This is a genomic window from Arthrobacter sp. 05T47, from assembly GCF_056395825.1.
In genome coordinates this window covers 11,809-34,536 of the sequence record NZ_JBFTKG010000029.1, presented here as the reverse complement: position 1 = coordinate 34,536, position 22,728 = coordinate 11,809, and the positions used below count along the sequence as shown (strand labels likewise).

Annotated in this window: 18 protein-coding genes; 4 read left to right on the top strand and 14 right to left on the bottom strand. The window is 67.9% G+C overall.

The annotated features are described in order from the left end of the window. Positions 1–108: 108 nt before the first annotated feature. Together AC1DEY_RS17430 and AC1DEY_RS17425 are read left to right on the top strand one after the other, a co-directional pair. Positions 109–1,431: a thiolase family protein gene (locus tag AC1DEY_RS17430; protein WP_476869058.1), complete on the top strand. Its 1,323-nt coding sequence runs from the start codon at positions 109–111 to the stop codon at positions 1,429–1,431. Next, positions 1,428–3,605: a 3-hydroxyacyl-CoA dehydrogenase NAD-binding domain-containing protein gene (locus tag AC1DEY_RS17425; RefSeq protein WP_476869057.1), complete on the top strand. Its 2,178-nt coding sequence runs from the start codon at positions 1,428–1,430 to the stop codon at positions 3,603–3,605. The genes AC1DEY_RS17430 and AC1DEY_RS17425 overlap by 4 nt, the downstream gene beginning before the upstream one ends. Before the next feature lie 132 nt (positions 3,606–3,737). Here the strand turns inward: AC1DEY_RS17425 and AC1DEY_RS17420 are convergent, their stop codons facing one another. The 11 genes from AC1DEY_RS17420 to AC1DEY_RS17370 all read right to left on the bottom strand — a co-directional run bounded on the left by AC1DEY_RS17420 (position 3,738) and on the right by AC1DEY_RS17370 (position 18,776). Beyond that, positions 3,738–5,306 (bottom strand): ABC transporter ATP-binding protein, encoded by a 1,569-nt coding sequence (locus AC1DEY_RS17420; protein ID WP_476869056.1) that lies wholly within the window; start codon positions 5,304–5,306, stop codon positions 3,738–3,740. Further along, positions 5,303–6,061, bottom strand: coding sequence for an energy-coupling factor transporter transmembrane component T (locus AC1DEY_RS17415; RefSeq protein WP_476869055.1), 759 nt, complete (start codon positions 6,059–6,061; stop codon positions 5,303–5,305). The genes AC1DEY_RS17420 and AC1DEY_RS17415 overlap by 4 nt, the downstream gene beginning before the upstream one ends. 71 nt (positions 6,062–6,132) lie before the next feature. Next, positions 6,133–7,017 (bottom strand): ECF transporter S component, encoded by an 885-nt coding sequence (locus AC1DEY_RS17410; protein WP_476869054.1) that lies wholly within the window; start codon positions 7,015–7,017, stop codon positions 6,133–6,135. A 112-nt stretch (positions 7,018–7,129) separates the two neighbouring features. Next, on the bottom strand, positions 7,130–8,173 hold the full coding sequence (locus AC1DEY_RS17405) for a nucleoside hydrolase (RefSeq protein WP_476869075.1): 1,044 nt from the start codon (positions 8,171–8,173) through the stop codon (positions 7,130–7,132). A gap of 86 nt (positions 8,174–8,259) precedes the next feature. Next, positions 8,260–9,237, bottom strand: a complete 978-nt coding sequence (locus tag AC1DEY_RS17400; RefSeq protein ID WP_476869053.1) for an aldo/keto reductase — start codon at positions 9,235–9,237, stop codon at positions 8,260–8,262. Between the two features lie 62 nt (positions 9,238–9,299). After that, positions 9,300–9,518, bottom strand: a complete 219-nt coding sequence (locus AC1DEY_RS17395) for a helix-hairpin-helix domain-containing protein (RefSeq protein ID WP_441409850.1) — start codon at positions 9,516–9,518, stop codon at positions 9,300–9,302. Between the two features lie 96 nt (positions 9,519–9,614). Continuing rightward, positions 9,615–10,172, bottom strand: a complete 558-nt coding sequence (locus tag AC1DEY_RS17390; protein ID WP_476869052.1) for a hypothetical protein — start codon at positions 10,170–10,172, stop codon at positions 9,615–9,617. A 75-nt stretch (positions 10,173–10,247) separates the two neighbouring features. Next, positions 10,248–12,221, bottom strand: a complete 1,974-nt coding sequence (gene dxs / locus AC1DEY_RS17385; protein ID WP_476869051.1) for a 1-deoxy-D-xylulose-5-phosphate synthase — start codon at positions 12,219–12,221, stop codon at positions 10,248–10,250. A gap of 155 nt (positions 12,222–12,376) precedes the next feature. Next, positions 12,377–15,190, bottom strand: coding sequence for an aconitate hydratase (locus AC1DEY_RS17380; protein ID WP_476869050.1), 2,814 nt, complete (start codon positions 15,188–15,190; stop codon positions 12,377–12,379). Between the two features lie 224 nt (positions 15,191–15,414). Beyond that, a complete protein-coding gene (locus tag AC1DEY_RS17375; RefSeq protein WP_476869049.1) occupies positions 15,415–16,803 on the bottom strand; it encodes a class I SAM-dependent RNA methyltransferase in 1,389 nt (462 codons plus the stop codon). Then, positions 16,800–18,776 carry an APC family permease gene (locus tag AC1DEY_RS17370; protein WP_476869048.1) on the bottom strand — a complete coding sequence of 659 codons (1,977 nt, stop codon included), beginning with the start codon at positions 18,774–18,776 and terminating at the stop codon, positions 16,800–16,802. The genes AC1DEY_RS17375 and AC1DEY_RS17370 overlap by 4 nt, the downstream gene beginning before the upstream one ends. A 155-nt stretch (positions 18,777–18,931) precedes the next feature. Here AC1DEY_RS17370 and AC1DEY_RS17365 point away from each other — a divergent pair, with 155 nt between their 5' ends. Together AC1DEY_RS17365 and AC1DEY_RS17360 are read left to right on the top strand one after the other, a co-directional pair. Next, positions 18,932–19,603: a potassium channel family protein gene (locus tag AC1DEY_RS17365; protein WP_476869047.1), complete on the top strand. Its 672-nt coding sequence runs from the start codon at positions 18,932–18,934 to the stop codon at positions 19,601–19,603. Then, entirely contained in the window at positions 19,604–20,347 is a 744-nt protein-coding gene (locus tag AC1DEY_RS17360; RefSeq protein ID WP_476869046.1) for a potassium channel family protein, read from the top strand. A gap of 79 nt (positions 20,348–20,426) precedes the next feature. Here AC1DEY_RS17360 and AC1DEY_RS17355 read toward each other — a convergent pair whose 3' ends face one another. From AC1DEY_RS17355 to AC1DEY_RS17345, 3 genes are read right to left on the bottom strand one after another with little or no spacing between them, the layout of a single operon-like run. Then, positions 20,427–21,284, bottom strand: a complete 858-nt coding sequence (locus AC1DEY_RS17355) for a DUF3159 domain-containing protein (protein ID WP_476869045.1) — start codon at positions 21,282–21,284, stop codon at positions 20,427–20,429. Beyond that, a complete protein-coding gene (locus AC1DEY_RS17350) occupies positions 21,281–21,739 on the bottom strand; it encodes a hypothetical protein (protein ID WP_476869044.1) in 459 nt (152 codons plus the stop codon). The genes AC1DEY_RS17355 and AC1DEY_RS17350 overlap by 4 nt, the downstream gene beginning before the upstream one ends. Then, entirely contained in the window at positions 21,732–22,478 is a 747-nt protein-coding gene (locus tag AC1DEY_RS17345; RefSeq protein WP_476869043.1) for a DUF3710 domain-containing protein, read from the bottom strand. Before AC1DEY_RS17345 ends, AC1DEY_RS17350 begins: the two co-directional genes overlap by 8 nt. Between the last annotated feature and the right edge of the window lie 250 nt (positions 22,479–22,728).

Below are 22,728 nucleotides of genomic sequence, written 5' to 3'. Positions count from 1 at the left end.
GTTACTGKCGAGTAACATGATTCATGATGTCGCCCGGATCCCTCCTGCCAGTGGCAAGCCCTGCCACCGGCACGGGTCCGGCAACCATGTCTCAATGAGGAGTCCCACGTGAGCGAAGCCCACACCAGCGGAAAAACCAGCAGCGCSCGCCCCCGSGCCATTCGCGAGGTCGTCTTTGTCGACGGCGTCCGAACCCCCTTCGGCCGCGCMGGCGAAAAAGGCATMTACGCCGGCACCCGCGCCGACGACCTCGTGGTCAAGTGCATCCGCGAACTGATGCGCCGCAACCCCTCCCTTCCGGCAGACCGGATCGACGAGGTCGCAATCGCGGCCACCACCCAGACGGGCGACCAGGGCCTGACCATCGGCCGCACGGCCGCCCTGCTGGCCGGACTCCCGAGGACCGTKCCCGGCTTYGCGATCGACCGCATGTGCGCCGGCGCCATGACGGCGGTAACCACGACGGCGAGCGGCATCGGCTTCGGCGCGTACGACGTCGTGATTGCCGGCGGCGTGGAACACATGGGCAACCATCCGATGGGCGCCGGCGCGGACCCCAACCCGCGCTTCATGTCCGAAAGGATCGTGGACCCGGCAGCCCTGAACATGGGCAACACGGCCGAGAACCTSCACGACCGCTTCCCTGCCATCACCAAAGACCGCACCGACGCCTACGCCGTCGCCTCGCAGGACAAGCTCGCCGCCGCCTACGCCAACGGCCAGATCCAGCCCGGCCTGGTACCCGTCGCCACGATGAAGCCGGGCCAGGGCTGGACCGTCAACACCGTGGACGAACCGCCGCGCCCCGGAACCTCGGTCGAAGACCTCGCCGCACTCAAGACCCCGTTCCGTGCCCACGGCCGGGTCACCGCGGGCAACGCCGCCGGGCTCAATGATGGCGCCACAGCYGCCCTGCTGGCATCCGCCGACACCGCCGAGGAACTCGGCCTGCCCGTCAGGATGCGCCTGGTCGCCTACGCCTACGCCGGCGTGGAACCCGAGGTGATGGGCATCGGCCCSGTCCCGGCCACCGAAAAGGCACTCAAGAACGCCGGCCTCGGCATCGGGGACATCGGCCTCTTCGAGATCAACGAGGCCTTCGCCGTCCAGGTCCTGAGCTTCCTGGACCACTTCGGGATCGCCGACGACGACCCCCGCGTCAACCGCTACGGCGGCGCGATCGCCGTCGGGCACCCGCTCGCCTCCTCCGGGGTCCGGCTGATGAACCAGCTGGCCCGGCAGTTCGAGGAGGACCACTCGGTCCGCTATGGCATGACCACCATGTGCATCGGCCTGGGCATGGGCGCCACCGTAATCTGGGAGAACCCGCATCACGCGGACTACGGCACGGATGCACCTGCCAGCCAGGCACCCGACACCGWYGCAACCCCGGCCGAGACCACCGCCACCGAGACTGGAGCCACAGCATGAGCGCCGCTGATTTCCGCAAGCTTGCCGATCTCTTCCCSAACGAGACGGTCACCCACTCCTACGTTCAGGACATCGAGCTGCCGCCCGTCGACGGGAAGAGCCCCGGCACCTTCGCGCTGGTCACRCTGGACAACGGCCTGGACCACTCCAAGCCCACCACCCTCGGTCCGAACACCCTSATTGAACTCGGCACCGTCCTGGAAGGGCTCAAGGAACGCGCAGCCCGCGGCGAGCTTGCCGGCGTCGGGGTCACCGGCAAGCCGTACTTCCTCGTGGCCGGCGCCGACCTCTCCACGGTCAAGTCGGTCAGCGGACGCGAGCAGGGCCGGTGGATGGCCCAGCTCGGCCACGACGTCTACGCCACGCTGGCCAACCTGGGCGTGCCAAGCTTCGCGTTCATCAACGGCCTGGCCCTGGGYGGCGGCCTGGAGATYGCCCTGCAGTCCACCTACCGCACAGTCTCCACCGGCGCCGGCGCCCTGGCCYTGCCCGARGCGTTCATCGGRCTGATCCCGGGCTGGGGCGGGGTCTACATCCTGCCGCGGCTGATCGGGCCSGAGAACGCGCTCAAGGTGATGATCGAAAACCCGCTCAGCAACAACCGCACGCTCACCGGGCCGCAGGCCTACGAACTCGGCGTGGCKGACGCGATGTTCGAACCGGCCGACTTCATCGAGCAGTCCGTCGCGTGGGCAGCRCAGGTCATTGCCGGCGCGGTGGTGCCGGAGCGGTCCAACGCCGTCGACCCCTCCGACCSCGACGTCGCGGCCCGCTGGGCGGCCGCCGTCGCCAAGGGCCGTGGCTTTGTGGAGGCCAAGACCTCCAACGCCTCGCCGGCGCCGGCCAAGGTCCTGGACGTCATGGAAGCCAGCCGCACCCTGACCCAGGCACAGTCCGCCGAGCTCGAATGCGAGACCCTGGCGGACCTCATGCAGACCGACGAGTTCCGCTCAACGGTCTATGCCTTCCTGGACCTCGTGCAGCGCCGCGCCAAGCGCCCGGCCGGTGCCCCGGACCGCAAGCTCGCGCGCCCGGTGACCAAGATCGGCGTCGTGGGCGCCGGGCTGATGGCCAGCCAGCTGGCCCTGCTCTTCGCCCGCCAGCTCAAGGTTCCRGTGGTGCTGACGGACATCGACCAGGTCCGGGTGGACAAGGGTGTGGGCTACGTCCACGCCGAGGTGGACAAGCTGCTGGCGAAGGGACGGATCAGCCCCGACGCYGCCAACCGGACCCGCGCGCTGGTCACSGGRTCGGTTTCCAAGGAGGCCTTCGCCGACGCCGACTTCGTCATCGAGGCCGTGTTCGAGGAACTCAACGTCAAGAAGCAGGTCTTCAAGGAGGTCGAGGCGATCGTCTCGGCAGAGTGCATCCTCGCGACCAACACSTCCTCGCTGTCMGTGACCGCGATGGCCGAAGACCTGGAACACCCCGAACGCCTGGTGGGGTTCCACTTCTTCAACCCGGTGGCCGTCATGCCGCTGCTGGAGGTCGTCCGCGCCCCGAAGACCGACGACGCCGTGCTGGCCACCGCGTTCGAGCTCGCSAAGGGGCTCAAGAAGTCAGCCGTGCTGGTCAAGGACGCCCCGGCGTTTGTGGTCAACCGCATCCTGCTGCGYCTCATGGGCGAGGTGACCGCGGCCTTCGACGAGGGCACCCCCGCCGAGGTGGCGGATAACGCGCTGCGCCCGATGGGACTGCCGATGACGCCGTTCGTCCTCGGCGCCATGGTGGGCCTGCCGGTCGCGCAGCACGTCCAGGAATCCCTGCACGCCGCCTTCCCCGACCGCTTCACCGTCTCGCGGAACCTCCAGGCGCTGATCGACAACGGCGTGAAGTCCATCTGGGCCGTCCAGAACGGGGCGCCGCAGCCGGGTCCGGACGGCCAGCCGTTCATCCCGGCCGAAACCCTGGCGCTGATGTCCTTCGGGAGCACGCCGTCCACCGGCAAGGAGGTGCTGCGACGGACGCAGGACGCGCTGGCGCAGGAAATCGGACTCATGCTCGAGGAAGGCGTGGTGGCTGGACCCGAGGACATCGACCTCTGCATGATCCTGGGCGCCGGCTGGCCGATGTTCCTGGGCGGCATCACGCCGTACCTCGACCGCGTCGGGGCCTCGGAGCGGGTCAACGGCAAGAAGTTCCTGGCACCCGGAGTGGCGTCCGCACCGGCGTAGGGCCGGCAAAGGAAGCAGCGCGGCCTGGCTCCTTGCGGCGCCGTCGTCTGGACTTTCGTCCGGGCGGCGGCGCCGCTTTCGATTGAGGCGCGTGTGTTGGGCGCGCGCGGCAATCACTGTCCGGGAAACGGCCTAGATCTCGCTCAGCCGGCCGCCCTTGAGTTCCAGGACACGGTGCGCGTTCTTTCGTGCGTAGGCGAGGTCGTGGGTAACCATGACGACGGCGGTCCCCCGCGCTGCCGCGGCGTTTACGGCCCGTCCCAGATGTTCGAGGCCGTGCCGGTCCAGCCCGACTGTGGGCTCGTCCAGGGCCAGCACCGCCGGTTCACGGGCCAGGACCGTGGCGAGGGCGAGCAGCCGTTGCCGGGAGGAAGAGAGTTCGGCCGGGTGGACCGCCTCCATCCCCGACAATCCCACCGCGGCCAGCGCCGCCCGGGCCTTCCCCAGCGCCTCGGCTTTCCCGAACAGCTGCCTGAGCCCGAACGCGGCTTCGCGCAGGAGCGTCCGTTCGAACAGCTGGTCCCGGGGGTGTTGGAACAACAGGCCCATGGAGGCGGCTGCTGCTCCCACCGGCACGCCGGAGATGCTGCGCCCGCAGACGAGCACCTCCCCCGCTGAGGGCCGGAGCAATCCGTTGAAGTGGCGCAGCAATGTCGATTTGCCGGCCCCGTTGGGCCCGGTCACGGCGATGATCTCCCCTGGGAACACGGCGAAGTCCACGTCCCGGAGAACCCAGTCCTGCGCACCGGTCCCACACCGCCGCGGGTCCTGCCCGTAGCCAAACCCCACCCGGCGCAATTCGAGCGATGCGGGCCCGGGACTGCCGGGGCCAATGGCGTCGGGACCGCTAGCCTTCAATCCTGAAACACCGAATCCCGAAACACCGAATCCTGAAACACCGAATCCCGCAACGCCCGCGCCGGTGCCGTCGACAACACCAGAGCGCCCCAGCTCGGCCGAACCCGCCAGTTGTGCCGGCGCTCCCGCCGCGGTCACCGTCCCGCCGTCGAGAACGCTCCAGTGCGTGGCTTCCCCGGCGAGCCGGTCCACCGCCTGGCTCAACACGACGACGCCGGTGCCCGTGCGGCAGAGGCTGCGGACAAGCTCCTCAATCTGTGCTGCCCCGGCCGCGTCGAGCGATGCCAGCGGCTCGTCCAGGATGAGAACCTCCGGTTCTCCAATGACGGCGCAGCCCACGGCGAGCCTGCGCAACTCTCCCCCGGACAGGGTGGCCGGGTCCCGGTCCAGCAGGTCCGTCAATCCCGTGCGCGCGGCCGTCCGCTCCACCGCACGGAGCATGTCCGCCCGCGGTGTTGCGTGGTTTTCCAGGCCGAAGGCCAGCTCCTCCGCGACTGTGGCCCGCACGGTGGAGAGCATGGCCGCTGGGTCCTGGGGTACGAAGGCCACGCGACGGGACCATTCGGCGGGGTTGATCCGGGGATCCTCTGGCGTGCCGTGGAACTCCAGTAAGGTGTCGTCGAGTTCCAGGCTGCCGCGGAATTGTCCCGCGTGGCCGGCGCGGAGCCAGCCCGCCAGCAGTTTGCCCAGCGTGGATTTCCCGCTTCCGGAGCCGCCCAGGACGGCGGTCAGGGTACCCGGGGTGACCGAAATCGCCGCGTCGGCCAGGACAGGCGTGTCCTCGCCGTGGAACGTGAATGCCTCGATCCGGATCCGCAGCGCCGTCCCGGTGGTCGCGGTCATGACGGCGCCCCGGCGGGCCAGGAGGCAATAATCCGCACGGCGACGGCGGCTGCCGTGAGCACCAGGGCTGCGGCCCGGAACAACCGCTGGGCGGGCGGGTCCACTACGTCGCGGTAGCTGGTCCGGGGACCCGGGCTGCCGAAGCCGCGGGCGTCGAGCGCCTGGGCGCGGCTGCCGGCGTCGTCGATCAGGGCGAGGACCAGCGGCACCATCTGCAGGCGGAGAGCCCCGAGGCGGGACAGCAGGCCACGCCGGACCACCAGTCCGCGCGTTTCCTGGGCCTGCCGGATCCGGTCCAGGCGGCCTACGACGGCGGGCAGGAGCGTGAGGGTGGAGGCCAGCACGAAGCCGAACTGCGGCGGGATCCTGCGCGCGGCGAGGGCGGAGACGAGGTCGGGAACGCTCACGGTGAAGGAGAAGAGCAGGAACACCAGGACGCAGGCAGTGGTCCGGGTTCCGAGCTCCAGCGCGAACGCGAGGCCTTCGGCCGTGACCCGGGCGGGGCCCCACTGGGCCAGGACAGTCTGGCCTTCGGGGAAGAACAGGCCGTGCAGCACCAGCAAGGACAGCAACAGCGGAGTCAGGATCACCGCCGCGGCCGGCAGGACCCGGCCCGCGACTCCACGGCGCGCGGCGAGGACCGCCGCGACGAGTGCCACGGCGACAGACAGCGGCCAGCTGGCGGCCGCCGTCGTGATGACGGCGGTACAGGCGGCCGCGGTCAGCGCGGTGAGGGGGTGGAGGCGCGCTTTCATGGAGGAAGTGTCATGGAGGGAACGTCATCGAGGATTCGTCACCGTGTCACTGTGTCAGGCAGTCACAGGTCTCAGGCGTCCGGCGTTGAGTGTGTTGCCGGGGCTGCAGGGGCTACTGATGTTGCCGGGGCTGCTGGCGTTGCCGGCGTCGCCGGGGCCTTGCCGGCGAGCACCCGGTAGCGCCGCACGAACGGGAACTGAAAGGTGGTCCGGCGGGGCAGGGCGTAGGCCAGSAGCGCYGCGATSGTGAASACGATCGCCTTGTCCATGGGGTCAGAAATCAGTGCCTGCTTGGTGATGGCGGCCAGGAGTGTGTCCCCCATGGCGCGGAAGGCGCTGACGATCGCTCCCGTACCCAGGCCAGAGGTGCCGCCGAAGACGAACGCGGCGATCGGTGCGGAGACGACGCCGGCGAGGATGCCGGTGGCGAAGCCGGCGAAGGGGGCGAGGTAGAAACGGCGGAACAGGCCCCCGCGGGCGGCCATGCCGGCCAGGAAACCGATAAGGGCCGCACCGGCGGCGAACGGCAGGACGGTGGGGTTGAAGAAGGACCAGACGATACTGCTCAGCGCCCCCGTGGCGGCGCCGGCGGCGGGGCCGGCGAGGACGGCGATCAGGACGGTGCCGATCGCGTCGATGTAGAACGGCAGGCCCGTGCTGCCCATGAGCTGTCCGAGGACTACGTTCAGGACCAACGCCACGGGGATCAGGACCAGGGTGGAGGTGGGCAGTACGGGCACGACGGCCACAATCAGCAGCACCGCACCAAGCAGGAAGCCGCCCAGGGCCACAAGTGCCGAGAAGCTCGACGGGCCGTTGGCGATGTCCGCCGGCTGGGTCAGGACCAGGAAGATGTAGGTGGCGGCGATCGCGGCGGCACCTGCGATTTCGAGCAGGCGGCGGCCGCGCCCGGCCGCCTGTCCAGGGGCAGTGACGGTAAGTGCTGGCTGTGACATGGGGGGTGGTCCTTCGGCTGGGTGCGACAAGATCCGCCTCATGTCACCTCGGCGCAGCTACCATCTTAGCGATCCGCTGACAGGCCGGGAACTCCCTCCGGCCGGCCCAGCCTCAGGCCGTCGGTGACGTCGAGGTCGCTGACCCCGTGCCCACGTCGCGCGCGAGGGAGCCGATCGAGGAAATCAGCTCGTCGAAACAGCGCGCCGGGATGTTGTCGGAGACAATCCTGGCGTTCGGCGGCAGGCCCCACAGCCCGCGGTAGTCGGCCACCGTGGTGCCGATCAGCAGCGGGGCGTCCGTTTCGACGTCGACCGTGGCCAGCCGGGTGGCGAATGGCGTCCGGCCCGCGGCGACGCAGGCCGCGAAGGCGTCGTGCACGTGCGCCACGTAGCCCTGGTCGTAGAGCCGGTGGAACTCCATGTAAAAGCGCAGGGCGTCGGACAGGCAGGCGACCAGGGGGTTGCCGGACAGGCTGCGCTGGCCTTCGGGCTGCTCTGGAAGGACGAGTTCAGGCTCCGGCGCGCCGGCGGCCTCGCCGAGCTGGCGCAGGTGCTCCGGGTGCATTTCGATCCGCTCGGTCATTTCCAGGGCGCACAGGATCGGCAGTTTGTCCTCGGGCAGGCCGCGGTAGGCGGCAAACACTTCCTTGGCGGCATGCGGGTCCACCGAAGTGTTCCACTCGGCCGTCGGCGTCGTGTTGCCCTGGTAGTAGAAGCACCCGCCCATGATGACGAGCCCCTTGAGCAGCCGCGGGAGTTCGGGTTCGCGGCGCAGGGCCAGCGCGAAGTTGGTCAGCGGGCCGGTAATCAGGCCTGTGATCTCCCCCGGGTGCGCCCGCACCTCTTCCACCCAGACGTCGACGGCGTGCCTTGCCGAGATCTGCTGCGCCGGCGGCGGCAGCTCGGCGTAGCCGATCCCCTGCGGCCCGTGGGTTTCCTCGGTGGTGACCAGCGGGATCTCCAGCGGGACCTCGGCGCCGATGGCCACCTCCACACCCTCGCGGCCGCACAGTTCGAGCAGGGCCAGGCTGTTCATCGCCACCTGCCGCGCCCCAACGTTCCCGGCCGTGCAAGTGATCGCCTGGAGGCGCACCTCCGGCCGGGACAGCAGGTAGACCAGGGCCAGGGCGTCATCGATCCCGGTGTCGAGGTCCATCAGGATCGACTGGGTGGCGGCCGGGACCGCTGCCGTGGTGCCCAGGGCCGGGCCGTTCAGAGCTGGATCGTTCACAGCTGGATCGTTCAGAACAGCGCCACCTTGGGCGTGCGCGGGAAAAGGTCGTCCAGTTCGGCAAGATCGGCATGGCTGGGGATCCAGGCGACGGCGGCGGCATTCTGGCGCACCTGCTCCGGGGTGGTGGCGCCGGCGATGACGCTGCTGACGGACGGCTGGGCGGCAAGCCACGAGAACGCCACCTGGACCTCGTTGAGCCCGCGCGCGGCGGCGAACTCGCCGAAGGCGCCCAGCTGTTCCCAGTCGGCGTCGTGGACCAGGTTGGTGCGTGTGTGGCTGAGCCGGGAGCCCTCGGGGGCGGCGCCCTTGGAGTATTTTCCGGTGAGCAGGCCGTTGGCGAGCGGGAAGTACGGCAGGACACCCAGGCCGTAGGCCTCGGCCGCAGGGGTCACCTCGAGTTCGGCGCGGCGGTCCAGGAGGTTGTAGTGGTTCTGGCTGGAGATGAAGCGTGCTCCCCCGCGGGCGCGGGCCACGAACTCGGCTTCGGCGAGCTGCCAGCCGGCCCGGTTGGAGTGGCCGATGTAGCGGACTTTGCCGCTGGTCACGAGGTCGTCCAGGGCGGCCAGCGTCTCGTCGATAGGGGTCAGCGGGTCCGGGGTGTGGAACTGGTAAAGGTCGATCCAGTCCGTGCCGAGCCGGCGCAGGGAGGCTTCCGCTGCTTTGATGATGTAGCGGCGGGATCCGCGCGCGCGGAAGTCCTCGCCGTTGGCGCCGCGCATGTCCATGCCGAATTTGGTGCCAATGACGGCGTCGCCGCGGCGGGCGCCAAGGGCCTGGCCAAGCATGGACTCGCTGAGCCCGGGTTCCCGGCCGTAGGTATCGGCGACGTCAAAGAAGGTGATCCCGGCGTCCAGTGCCGCGTGCACGACGGCGTCCGTACCCTCCTGCGATTCAGTCACAGTCCCGGAGCGGCCCAGGTTATTGCACCCAAGCCCCACGACCGAGACGGACAGTCCGGAATTTCCCACGCGGCGGTATTCAGTCATGGAATCAGCCTATATCGACCAGACCGGCATCCCGTTCAAGCCCGCCGCGGGCGGCAGTGCCACTACCCTGCCGGCAGTTCCAGCCCGTGCTCGTCCATGGCGTCCTGGAGTTGCGCGACGGTGCGCGGGCAGACGCCCGGCATGCCGGCAAGCCGGCGCCGGCCAAGCTCCACGAGGTGTTCGAGGGTTTCGACCCCCGCGTGCGCGAGCGACTTGCGCGCCGGCGCGTCCAGACCCGCCGGGAGAGGAGTGCAGCCTGGTTTCGTGGTTTTTCGCGTCATTGCGTTCCCTTCCAGTCGGATCCCCCAAATTGATGTGAGCCGTGCCCGGCTCCCTACAGGTGATGCCCAAACAGGTAATGCGCAAACAGGTAATGCCTAGAGCGTGAAGCTGTTGGCCGGCTTCGGCGAGTGCTTAAGCTTGAAGGTCTCTTCGCCATAGTGCGCGGCGCCGATGCTCAGCTTGGTGAAGTCCAGGTCCTCGCCCCGGATGCAGACCTTGATGGCGTTGACCGTCTTGTTGACGTCGGGCGTGAGGCAGAAGATGTTGAGCCGCGCGTCGGAAAACTCGCTGCGGTCCACAATCCCCAGGCCCCGCCAGGCCAGGTGGCTGATGAGGGCGTCTTTGGCCTTTTCCTCGAGATAACGGTCGCGGCTGGTCCCGTCCTTGGTCTTAAGCGCGTACTGGGCCACCACCCAGGACTGCTCCTCCACCGGGATTTCGGCGTAGCCGTCCTCGGCGCACTGCACCGCGAAGGCGTCCATGAGTCGCTCGGCGGCCTCGGCGTCCACGACGTCGGTCTCATCGGTCTTGCTCTGGTGTCCCACGACGCCGTGGTTCATCACGAACTGGCTGTAGTCCTCGTCAAACCAGGCTTCCCTGAACTGCAGGATGCCCTCTTCGTCACGTTTGTAAACCCTGATAATTCCACTCATATGCCAGTTCCTTCCTGGGCCGTCCGGCGCCGGAAGTGATGGCGCCGTACGGGTTGTGCTCAACAGATGTGCTGGCTACAGCAGCGGCAGGCTGCCGGTGCTGGGGTGTTCCTGGCCGGGCAGGGGACGCGCAAACGGCACCTTGGTGCCCAATACCTGGGCGACGACGTCGTGCGTGATCTGCTGGGCAGTCATCCCGACGCGTTCGAGCACCTGGCTGCGGGTGCCGTGATCGAGGAACTCCACCGGGAGGCCGACCTCGTTGAGGGCGGTGTCCACGCCGGCGGCCCGCATCTCCTGGCGGATCCGGGAACCGACGCCGCCGGCCCGCACACCGTCCTCGATGCAAATGACCAGGCGGTGGCTTGCGGCGAGGTCGATGATGGACCGCCGGACCGGGAGGACCCAGCGGGGGTCCACCACCGTGGAACTGATGCCCTGGGCGCCGAGCCGGTTGGAGACGTCCAGCGCGAGTTCGGACATTGCGCCCACGCTGACAATCAGGACGTCGTTCTCGCTGGAACCCTCGGGGCGGCGGGCCAGTACATCCACCCCGTCGTCCAGGCGCTCGACGGCCTCGACTTCGGCGCCGACGCTGCCCTTGGAATAGCGGATCACGCTGGGGGCGTCTTCAATGGCCACGGCCTCGCGCAGTTCCTCCCGCAAGCGGGTGGCGTCGCGCGGTGCCGCGAGGTGCAGCCCGGGGACGATCTGGACCATGGCCATGTCCCACATGCCATGGTGGCTGGCGCCGTCGGGTCCGGTGACGCCGGCCCGGTCCAGGACGATCGTGACACCGGCTTTGTGCAGGGCCACATCCATCAGCAGCTGGTCGAACGCACGGTTCAGGAATGTCGCGTAGACCGCGACCACCGGGTGCAGTCCCCCGAACGCCATGCCGGCGGCGGAGGTGAGGGCGTGCTGTTCGGCGATGCCGACGTCGAATACCCGCTCCGGGTGCCGGGCGGCGAACTTGTGCAGTCCGACCGGAATCAGCATGGCCCCGGTGATGCCGACGATGTCCTTGCGTTCGTCGGCGATGTCGGCGATTTCATCGGCGAAGACCGCGGTCCAGGATTTGGCGCCGCCGGCCTCGGTGGGTGCGCCGGTCTCTGGATCGATGATCCCCACGGCATGGAACTGGTCCGCCTCGTGGGCGCGGGCCGGGGCGTAGCCGTGGCCCTTTTCCGTCATGGCGTGCACGATCACTGGGCCGGCGTAGTTCCGGGCAGTGGAGAGGGCGTTTTCCATGGCCTGGAGGTTGTGGCCGTCGACGGGACCGATGTATTTCATGCCGAGGTCCTCGAACATGCCCTGCGGGGCCCACCAGTCCTTGATGCCCTTCTTCATGGCGTGCAGGCTCTTGTACGTGAACTGGCCCGCAGGCCCGCCGTTCTGCAGTTTCCGCTTCCACCAATCGAGGGTGCCTTCGTAGGAGGGGGCAGCGCGTAGGGAGTCGATTGTGGGGCGCAGGGACGCGAGGTGGTCGGCCAACCCGCCGACGGTCGGGGCGTAGGAGCGGCCGTTGTCGTTGACCACAATCACCACCCGGCGCTTCTTGTCCGCCGCGATGTTGTTGATGGCCTCCCAGGCCATGCCGCCGGTCAGGGCGCCGTCGCCCACCACCGCGACGACGAAGCGGTCGCCGTCGCCGGTCAGCTGCCGGGCACGGGAGATGCCGTCGGCCCAGGACAGTGACGAGGACGCGTGTGAGCTTTCGACGATGTCGTGCTCGGATTCTCCGCGGTCGGGGTAGCCGGACAGGCCGCCCTGCTGGCGAAGCGTGCTGAAGTCCTGCCGTCCGGTGAGGAGCTTGTGCACGTAAGACTGGTGCCCTGTGTCGAAAACGATGCTGTCGCGGGGGGAATCGAAGATCCGGTGCACCGCGATGGTGAGCTCGACGACGCCGAGGTTCGGGCCCAGGTGCCCTCCCGTTTGGGAGACGTTGCCAATCAGGAAGTCCCTGACTTCGGCTGCCAGCTGTTCCAGCTGCGCCTCGGACAACTTACTCAGGTCCTGCGGATTCCGGATGGTGTCCAAGATTCCCAACGGCCCCTCCTTCGGGTGGTAGACATGCCTTTTAACTCTAACGCCTCGGGACGGGCCGCCGCGCCGGTGTCCGAATCCGGGTACGCAAAGGCCCCGGCCGGTCAGTGACCGGCCGGGGCCTTTGACTGCGTTACCGGACCAGCCGGCAGCTCCGCCTAGTTCGCGGAGATCTGGCGCAGAACGTACTGCAGGATCCCGCCGTTGCGGTAGTAATCCGCCTCGCCCGGGGTGTCGATGCGCAGCACGGCGTCGAAGGACGTGACCGAACCGTCTTCGGCGGTGGCGGTGACCTTCAGCGTCTTCGGCGTGGTGCCTTCGTTCAGGGCGGTGACGCCCTCAACTGCGAAGGATTCCGTGCCGGTCAGGCCCAGGGTGGCAGCGTTCTGGCCGGCCGGGTACTGCAGCGGCAGGACGCCCATGCCGATCAGGTTGGAGCGGTGGATGCGCTCGTAGCTCTCGGCCACAACAGCCTTGACGCCGAGCAGCGCCGTGCCCTTGGCCGCCCAGTCACGGGACGAACCGGAACCGTACTCCTTGCCTGCCAGGACCACCAGCGGGGTGCCGGCAACCTGGTAGTTCTGCGCGGCGTCGTAGACGTAAGCCTGCGGGCCGTCAGCCTGGCTGAAGTCGCGGGTAAAGCCGCCCTCCACGCCGTCCAGGAGCTGGTTCTTGATGCGGATGTTCGCGAACGTGCCGCGGATCATGACCTCGTGGTTGCCACGGCGTGAGCCATAGGAGTTGAAGTCCTTGCGCTCCACACCGTTGGCCAGCAGGTACTGGCCGGCCGGGGTGTCCGACTTGAAGGAACCGGCCGGGGAGATGTGGTCCGTGGTGACGGAGTCGCCGAGCTTGAGCAGCACGCGCGCGCCGGTGATGTCCTGGACCGGCTCCGGCTGGGCCTTCATGCCCTCGAAGTACGGGGGCTTGCGGACGTACGTGGACTTCTCGTCCCAGGCGAAGGTGTCGCCGGCCGGGGTGTCGAGCGCCTTCCAGCGATCGTCGCCTTCGAAGACGCCTTCGTAGCCGCGGGCAAACATGTCCTTGTCGATCGAGGAGTCGATGACCTGCTGGACCTCGACCGGGTTCGGCCAGATGTCCTTCAGGAAGACGTCGTTGCCGGCCTCATCCTGGCCCAGCGCGTCGTTGTCGAAGTCGAAGTCCATGGAACCGGCCAGGGCGTAGGCGATGACCAGCGGCGGGGAGGCCAGGTAGTTCATCTTCACGTCCGGGTTGATCCGGCCTTCGAAGTTGCGGTTGCCGGACAGCACGGCGGTGACGGAGAGGTCGTTGGCCTGGATGGCCTCGGAGATCTCGGCGTCCAGCGGACCGGAGTTGCCGATGCAGGTCGCGCAGCCGTAGCCCACGATGTAGAAGCCGAGCTTCTCCAGGTACGGGGTGAGGCCGGACTTGTTGTAGTAGTCGGTGACTACCTTGGAGCCCGGAGCCACGGAGGTCTTGACCCACGGCTTGGACGTCAGGCCCTTGTCGACTGCGTTGCGGGCCAGCAGCGCGGCGGCCAGCATCACGGACGGGTTGGACGTATTGGTGCACGAGGTGATCGAGGCGATCGACACTGCGCCGTGGTCCAGCTCGAACTCACGTCCGTCCGCGGTCTTGACGCTGACCGTGTTGGACGGACGGCCGTTGGACTTCGGGCCGTGTGCGTGCGGGGCCACGTCGCTCAGGTGCGAGGCTGAGGCGGTGAACGAGGGCGAGTCTGAAGCCGGGAAGCTTTCGTCGATCGCTTCGTCGAGACTTCCGTCGGCCAGGTCTTCCTTCACGTAGTTGCGCAGGTCCTCGCGGAACTGGGCCTTGGACTCGGTGAGGATGATGCGGTCCTGCGGGCGCTTCGGGCCGGAGATCGACGGAACAACCGTGGACAGGTCCAGCTCGAGGTACTCGGAGAACTTGATCTCGCGGGAGGGATCGTGCCAGAGGCCCTGTTCCTTCGCGTAGGACTCCACGAGGGCGACGTTCTCGTCGGACCGGCCGGTGAGGCGCAGGTAGTCGAGGGTGACGTCGTCGATCGGGAACATCGCGGCGGTGGAGCCGAACTCCGGGCTCATGTTGCCGATCGTTGCACGGTTCGCCAGCGGCACAGCCGCGACGCCTTCACCGTAGAACTCGACGAACTTGCCCACCACACCGTGCTTGCGCAGCTGCTCGGTGATGGTCAGGACGACGTCGGTGGCGGTGGCGCCGGCCGGAATCGAGCCGGTGAGCTTGAAGCCCACGACGCGCGGGATGAGCATGGAGACGGGCTGGCCGAGCATGGCTGCCTCGGCTTCGATGCCGCCAACGCCCCAGCCGAGCACGCCCAGGCCGTTGACCATGGTGGTGTGCGAGTCGGTGCCGACGCAGGTGTCCGGGTATGCGCGCAGCGCCCCGTCAACTTCGCGGGTCATGACGGTGCGGGCCAGGTACTCGATGTTGACCTGGTGCACGATGCCGGTGCCCGGGGGGACAACCTTGAAGTCATCGAATGCGGTCTGGCCCCAGCGCAGGAACTGGTAGCGCTCACCGTTGCGCTGGTATTCGATCTCCATGTTGCGCTCCAGCGCGCCGGAGTTGCCGAAGGCGTCAATCTGGACCGAGTGGTCAATGACCATTTCGGCCGGTGCCAGCGGGTTGACCCGCTTCGGGTCACCGCCGAGCTCCTTGACGGCCTCACGCATAGTGGCGAGGTCAACGACGCAGGGCACGCCGGTGAAGTCCTGCATGATCACGCGCGCCGGCGTGAACTGGATCTCGGTGTCGGGCTCGGAGCTGGGGTCCCAGCCTGCAAGCGCACGGACGTGGTCGGCCGTGATGTTGGCACCGTCCTCGGTCCTCAACAGGTTTTCAAGCAATACCTTGAGGCTGAACGGAAGGTTTTCTGCACCTTCGACGGAGTTCAACCGGAAAATTTCATATTCGGTTCCGGCTACATTAAGTTTGCCTTTTGAACCGAAGCTGTCCACAATGCTCATCGCAGGACTCCTCTCGCAACAGTTTCATCTTTGTCGCGCCGCAGGACCCAAGCTAGTTAGGTCGGCCTAACTAATACAGGCATCAGTACATCGTGGTACGAAATGCAGGTAAGAAACGCAGGGAACGGCCGCTTCAATAACGCCAATCTCATGCACAGCAACGCTGAAGTACAAGCTGTGGTGATGCAGCGCGACGACGGACTACTACGCCCATCCTAGTGGCATCACGGTTGGGGAGTCAGTAACGCCACCGTCTCCATGTGATGGGTGTGCGGATACAGGTCGAAGGCACGCAGCCCGGCCAGCCCCCAGCCGCCCTGCCGGAAGTAGCCGAGGTCGCGGGCAAACGACGCCGGATCGCAGGAGACATACGCGACGGCCCGGGGACCGGCGTCGATCAGCTGCTTGACCACGGCTTTGCCGGCACCGGCGCGCGGCGGGTCCAGAATCAGGGCATCGAAGTTGCGGGGCTTCTGCCGCAGCACCCGCTCCACGCGGCCCTGGACGATCTCCACCTGGGTGGCGTCGTGCAGGTTCTTGCGTGCATCACGGCTGGTGCCGGGCGCGCCCTCGACCGAGAGCACCGATCCCGTGACGCCGACGGCATCGGCCAGCGGTGCCGTGAACAGCCCGGCACCGGCGTACAGGTCCGCCACCACCGAGCCCGGCGCGAGGTAGCCGCCGTCGTGCAGGAACCCGGTCACAGCCCCGACGAGTGTCTCCGGGGCGTCCTTGTGGATCTGCCAGAAGCCGTCGCCGGTAACCCGGTAGTCGTGGCCTGCCGCGGTCTCCTGGACATAGGTGCGGCCGCGCAGTTGCAGCACCTCTCCCGTGGCCGGGTCCAGGCTGGCCACCGAGACGTCGTCGGGGAACTGGGCCAGGATGCCGCCGAGCCGTTTGGACCGGGTGCCGGGGGCGGGGACGAGCAGTACGAGCGGCCGGGAGCCGTTCGCCGGGGCGGCGACCTCGACGCGGTCGATGCCCTGCAGGTCCATTTCCCAGAGCCGGAGTGCGTTGATGCTGTCCACGGCCAGCGGCATTTCGCGCACGGGCAGGATGGCGTCTGAGCGGTGGGCGTGCATGCCAAGCTTGCCGGCGGGAGTCACCGCGAAGCCGGCGCGCGTCCGCCAGCCAAGGCCGGATACGCGAGCGCCGCCCGGGGCGGCAGTTTCGGCGGCAGTTTCGGCGGCAGCGCCGACGGCTTCGACGGTGATCTCCCCTGCGGGAGAGAGTTCGACGCCGGCGAGCCGCTTGAGCTGTTCGGCCAGAACGTCRGCCTTGAGGCTGCGCTGGCGCGGCAGCGAAATGTGGCCGAGTTCGGCGCCGCCGACCGGAGGATGCCGGTGTGACCAGGAGCGCGCCGAATCGGCGAGGTCCCAGAAGTGCGGGACGCGGTCCGGTGAGGCCTCCAGGACCTCCACCACATCGGCGCGCCAGAACTTGGCGTCGGGGCCGGCGTCGGTGAGCCGGACCCGGACCTTCTCGCCGGGAATGCCGTGCCGGACAAACACGACGCGTCCCTCATGCCGGGCCACGCAGTGCCCGCCGTGGGCGACGGGTCCGACGTCGACGACGAGATCGGTGTGGGTGTGCGTCCGGGTGTCGGGGGTCATTGGATATCCTGCAGTTTCTTGGCTTCTTCGGATGATTTCAGCTGCCACGGCACACTGCACACCATGACGCCAGACTCGAAGTGCAGCCTGGTCTTGATGCGCAGCGCGGTCTGGTTGTGGACCAGTTGCTCCCACCATTTGCCCACGACRTACTCGGGRATGTAGACSACGATCAGGTCGCGGGGCGAATCCCGGCGCATGTTTTTGATGTACTCCATGATSGGMGTSACCGTTTCGCGGAACGGGCTGGCMAGMACGGTCAGGGGCACCGGGATTTCGAGCTTTTCCCAGTCCGCGACAGTCGCTTCGGTCTCCTCCGGGCTGATGTCCACGGTGATGGCGTCCAGCCGCGACGGGCGTGAGGCCCGGGCGTAGGCCAGGGCGCGCAGCACCGGTTTACGCACGTGCGAGACAAGCAGCACGGCGTGCACACGGGTGGGCAGTGCGCGCGGCGAGGAGTCCTCGTCCACGGCGAGTTCCTTCGCCACGTTGTCATAGTGCGCCCGGATGCTCCACATGATCAGGAACAGCACGAACATGGCCAGCAGCGCGATCCAGGCGCCCTGCGAGAACTTGGTGATCAGGACGATGACCAGAACCAGGGCGGTCATGCAGAAGCCCACGGTGTTGATGGTCCGGGACTTGATGATGCGCAGCCGCACGGCAGGCTCCTTGGACAGTTTCAGTTCCCGGCCCCAGTGCCGGATCATGCCCAGCTGGCTCATGGTGAACGAGATGAAGACGCCCACGATGTAGAGCTGGATGAGTTTCGTGACGTCCGCGTTGAAGGCGATGATCAGGACGAGGGCGCCTGCGGCCAGGGCCAGGACGCCGTTGCTGAAGGCCAGCCGGTCGCCACGGGTGCGCAGTTGGCGCGGCAGGTAGCCGTCCTGGGCCAGGATGGAGCCGAGCACCGGGAAGCCATTGAACGCCGTATTGGAGGCGAACACCAGGATGACGCCGGTGGCGGCCACCACGATGTAGAACGGGATGGAGCCCGCACCGAAGACGGTCTGCGCGATCTGGCTGATGGCCGGGTTCTGGATGTACCCCTCTGGCAGCGGATTGCCGTTCAGGAGGAACTCCGTGGCCGGATCCTGCACGATGTGCACCTTGGTGGCGTTGGCCAGGTAGATGATGCCGGCGAGCATGGCGGAGGCAATCACGCCGAGCAGCAGCAGCGTGGTGGCAGCGTTCTTGCTCTTGGGCTTCTGGAAGTTGGGCACACCGTTACTGATGGCCTCGACGCCGGTCAGGGCCGCGGCGCCGGAGGAGAAGGCGCGCAGCAGCAGGAATGCCCCGGCCAGCCCGACGAGGCCTTCGTCGAAGCCCTGCTCCGGCACGATCTCGAACGCTGCCGACGGCGCCTGCCCCAGCTGGCCGGTGGCCGCCTGGAAGACACCGACGGCGGTCATGCCGAGGATTGAGGCCATGAAGATGTAGGTCGGGACGGCGAAGACGCTGCCAGCCTCCCTGATGCCGCGCAGGTTCACGAGGGCCAGGATGACGACGCCGATCGTGGCGATCGCGGCCTGCTGTCCGTGCAGCGAGGGCACGGCGGTGGTCAGGTACGTCGCGGCCGAGGACATGGACACGGCAACGGTCAGCACATAGTCAACCAGCAGAGCCGAGGCTACGGTGAGCCCTGCGTACTTGCCGAGGTTGACGTTGGCGATCTCGTAGTCGCCGCCGCCGGAGGGGTAGGCGTGGACGTTCTGGCGGTAGGAGGCAACCACGGTCAGGAGCACCACCATGACGGCGAGGCCCACCCACGGCGCAATGGCCACCGCGCTCACGCCGGCCAGGGCCAGGGTCAGGAGGATTTCATCCGGCGCATAGGCCACCGAAGACAGGGCGTCCGAAGCGAAAATGGGCAGCGCGATCCGCTTCGGCAAGAGCGTGTGGGCCAGACGGTCGTTCCGGAAGGGCTTGCCTACCAGCACCCGCTTCACGGCATTGAAAATTGTCAGCACCACACAAAGCTAGTCTGATTCGGACGCGATGTCATGACGGCGAAGTTGGCGTGCACAGGAACGCCGGCCGGCGCCCCGTGGCCGTGGCCTCCCGCCGCCGCGTGGCCGGTAGAGTTTTACGCAGTATCAGACGTAAGAACCAAGAGGAGGCCCATGTGGCGCACTTCGTGATCATGGGTTGTGGCCGTGTCGGGTCAACCCTGGCGCACACGCTCGAGGACGCCGGCCATTCGGTGGCCATCATCGACCAGGACGACCGTGCCTTCCGGCGGCTCCGCGCAGGGTTTTCCGGACGGAAGGTCACGGGGGTCGGATTCGACCGCGAGACGATGAAGCGGGCCGGCGTCGAGGAAGCCTATGCCTTCGCCGCCGTTTCCAGCGGCGACAACTCCAACATCCTCGCCACCCGGGTGGCCCGGGAGACYTTCCACGTTCCTCACGTGGTGGCGAGGATCTACGATCCGGGCCGCGCGGAAATCTACCAGCGCCTCGGCATTCCCACGGTCGCCGCGGTCCGCTGGAGCGCCGACCAGGTGCTGCGCCGCATCCTGCCCGAGCAGCACATCGCCGGCGACTATCGGGAGCCCTCGGGCCGGCTGGTCCTCGCCGAGGTGGACCTCAACCCCGACTGGATCGGGCACCCGGTCTCCTCGATCGAGAAGGCGGCCGGCATCCGCATCGCGTATCTGACCCGGTTCGGCGAGGGCATGCTACCCGCTGCCGGCACGTCCTATCAGGACGGCGACACCGTCCACGCCATGCTGAACGTGGACCGGAGCTCCGAGATCGGCCACATCCTCGCCAAATCCCCCGCCAAGGAGTCCTAAGTGAAAGTCGTCATCGTCGGTGCCGGAAGCGTCGGTTCCTCGATCGCCCGGGAGCTGTTGGCCCACAAGCACGAAATCCTGCTGATCGACGAGAAGCCGGAGGTCATCGGCCGGAGCGGCCTGCGCGGCGCGCACTGGCTGGTCGGTGACGCCTGCGAGCTGAGCACGCTGCAGGACGCCAAACTTGAGGACGCCGACGTCGTGGTCTCCGCCACCGGTGACGACAAGGTCAACCTCGTCGTTTCCCTGCTGGCCAAGACGGAATTCGGCGTCGGGCGAACGGTCGGCCGGGTCAACAACCCCAAGAACGACTGGATGTTCGACGACTCATGGGGCGTCGACGTCGCGGTCAACACCCCGCAGCTCATGACCGCCCTCGTGGAGGAGGCGGTGGAGATCGGTGACCTGGTCCGGCTGCTGACGCTTCAGACCGGGGTGTCCTCGCTGGTTGAGTTCACGGTTCCCCACGACTCCCATGTGATCGGGCTGACCGTGGGTGATGTCCAGTGGCCCGAGGACTCCACCCTCGTCGCGATCCTGCGGGATCAGGCGCCCATCACGCCGAGCCGGGACGACGTGATCGACGGCGGCGACGAATTGTTCTTTGTGACCACGATCGCGGCCGAGGACGAACTCCGCGCCCTGCTGGCACCGGAATCCCCGCTCGAGGACCAGCACCCCGTGACTTCGGACCAGCACGGCCACGGCCCCCAGCCGGCCGAGAACGACGGCTTCGACGGCTAAGCCCGTTTTAAACCAGTTGCGCTGTCAGTTGTGGCCGTTCCCAACGCTCGGGAACAGCCACAACTGACAGCGCATCGGGTCAGTTGGCTTTTTCGGCCTCGTTGGCCTCGGCTGGCTCCCGGGCCGGCCGGGTCAGCAGCCAGGCAATCCAGACGCCGAGGATGTAGAGCGGGGCGCCCATCAGAAGCCGGGTGGTTGCCAGGGCGGCGAGGCCCTGCTCCCCCATGAAGTACAGCGGCACCTGCACCACCAGCCGCAGGACCAGCACCGCGACAATCACCCATGTGCCGATTGAGTACGCCCTGACCCGCTTCGGGTCCTTGCGCCATTCCAGGCCCTCGTTGCGGATGAAGCCGAAGAGCAGCCCTGCGATCGGCCAGCGCACGGCCACGGAGATGGACATCGCCAGGATGTAGCCGAGGTTGGTAAAGAACCCCAGGACGTAGAAGTTCTCTGCCTTGCCGGTCGAGGTGGCCAGCCACGCGGAGAGTCCGACGCCGATGAACCCGGCCAGCGCCTGGGTCAGCGGCTTGCGCTGGACCAGCCGGGCCACGGTAAAGACGGCGGCGACCGCAAGCGAGGCGATAACGGCCAGCGTCAGGTTTTCCCGGTCGATGGTGAAGGCAATCAGGAAGACGAGTCCCGGCAGGATGCTTTCCGCGATGCCCTGGACGCCGCCGGCGCTCTTGAGCACATCGATGTTGCCGTTGCTGGAGCGGTGCAAACCAGCCTTTGCGGCATAGTCCTCGGCCAGCTGGGCCACCGTGGGCTGGGTGCTGGTCGGCTGGGTGCTGGTGGGCTGGGACGCAGCAGGTGCGGCATCGTCCCGGGTCAGCGCCGCGGCTTCCCCCGCTTCCTGCTGGGCTGTTTCCTCTTGTGACCGGTCCTGATGCGCCCGGTCCGGGCGTGCCCGCTCGGGATGTTCGGGCAATGTCATTGCTCCTCCTGGCGGGAGAGTATTTCGTAGCGGGGATTGAAGATCGTGGGCAGCCCGTCGCGCATGGTGACCATGCCCTCGAGCCGGAGCTCCGTTCCGGCGTCGACACCGGGAATCCGGCGGCGGCCAAGCCACACGACGCGCAGCCGTTCCTTGGGCCCGGCGGGCCGCTGGCGCTGTGCACTGGGGCTGACCTTGTGCGTGGCCACCCCGTTGGCGGGAAGGCTGTTGGCCGTTCCGGCACCTTTGCCGCCCTGGCCCTTGCCGCCGAAGGGCAGGAGGCGGGTAACGGGAGGGGGCGCTTCGTGATCGATCAGGATCGCGATGAAAGACGCCACCTGGCTGGCGGGCACGTACGTGACGGACTCGATGAAGCCGTGGCACAGCACCCGCCCGCGGTCCGGCAGCTCCCGGACGGACACGGCGGCCGCTTTTTTGCCGGCGGCATCAGCCAATCTGGGTTATCTCCGGTCCGCGTTCGGGCTGTCCGAATTCCGGGGCCGCCTGAGGCGTCGGGGCGGCGGGGGTGTCCTTGGGCAGGCGGAGCTGCAGCAGGTCGCGCGGAGGCATGGGGTTCTCGCCGCGGACGACGACGATCTGCCGGAACAGCTCTTCGAGCCCGGCTGCGGCGTCCCGGTCCATTGCCGCCTCGCCGCCGAAAACGCCGCGGAGGAACCAGCGCGGGCCGTCGACGCCGATGAAGCGGGCCACACGGTACCCCTGGCTGCCATCCGCCGCTCCGGCCGGAAGCTTGGCCACGAGCTCGGTGCCGAAGCCGCCCTCGACCTCCTCGACCTGGCCGCCCTGGCTCCCGACCGACTGGCCGATCTGTTCACGGATTTCATCCCACAGCCCCTCGGAACGGGGGGCGGCGAAGGCCTGCAGCTGCAGGCTGGAACCCTCCAGGTCCATGGTGACGGCGACGACGCGCTGGCTCGCTTCTTCAACTTCCAGGCGGAGCTGGAGTCCCTCGCGGGGGGAGATCAGGAGCGCGCCGAGGTCCACGTACCCGTCCTGGGCCTCGATCTCCGAGACGTCGAAGGGCCCGGTCGCGGCCCGGCCGGCAGTTTTGGCGTCATTCCCGGCCGGCGTGCCGGCGCCGTCAATCGCAGCGTCCGCGGCCACAGCGTTCTGGTCCGTATCGGCCCCGGTCGGCTGCTCCTGTTTGGCTTTCCTGCCACGCCCAAAAACCATGGGGGTTGTCTCCTTCAGTTGTGATCCTGTGCCGCCGCCCGGCGCCGTCCTGGCGCCTGTCCGCGTGGCTGCCCGCTACCCTGCGGCCGCCTGCTCAATACTCCTGCACCCGTTGGTGCACCGCTGCTGTTGCCTGGATGCGTGTCTCGTGCAGTGTTGGTGATGCTTCCGTGCTGATGTTCTTACGTGCTGGTGTTCTTCGGTGCCTGCRTTGGTTCAAAGTGCGCGGCGCCGAAWATCCCCGGTCGCC

Coding starts and splice junctions, on each gene's coding strand:
- AC1DEY_RS17420 (WP_476869056.1), bottom strand. CDS start 5,306: ATGACCGCGACCACCGGGACGGCGCTGCGGATCCGGATCGAGGCATTC.
- AC1DEY_RS17415 (WP_476869055.1), bottom strand. CDS start 6,061: ATGAAAGCGCGCCTCCACCCCCTCACCGCGCTGACCGCGGCCGCCTGT.
- AC1DEY_RS17405 (WP_476869075.1), bottom strand. CDS start 8,173: ATGGACCTCGACACCGGGATCGATGACGCCCTGGCCCTGGTCTACCTG.
- AC1DEY_RS17400 (WP_476869053.1), bottom strand. CDS start 9,237: ATGACTGAATACCGCCGCGTGGGAAATTCCGGACTGTCCGTCTCGGTC.
- AC1DEY_RS17395 (WP_441409850.1), bottom strand. CDS start 9,518: ATGACGCGAAAAACCACGAAACCAGGCTGCACTCCTCTCCCGGCGGGT.
- AC1DEY_RS17390 (WP_476869052.1), bottom strand. CDS start 10,172: ATGAGTGGAATTATCAGGGTTTACAAACGTGACGAAGAGGGCATCCTG.
- AC1DEY_RS17380 (WP_476869050.1), bottom strand. CDS start 15,190: ATGAGCATTGTGGACAGCTTCGGTTCAAAAGGCAAACTTAATGTAGCC.
- AC1DEY_RS17355 (WP_476869045.1), bottom strand. CDS start 21,284: ATGACATTGCCCGAACATCCCGAGCGGGCACGCCCGGACCGGGCGCAT.
- AC1DEY_RS17345 (WP_476869043.1), bottom strand. CDS start 22,478: ATGGTTTTTGGGCGTGGCAGGAAAGCCAAACAGGAGCAGCCGACCGGG.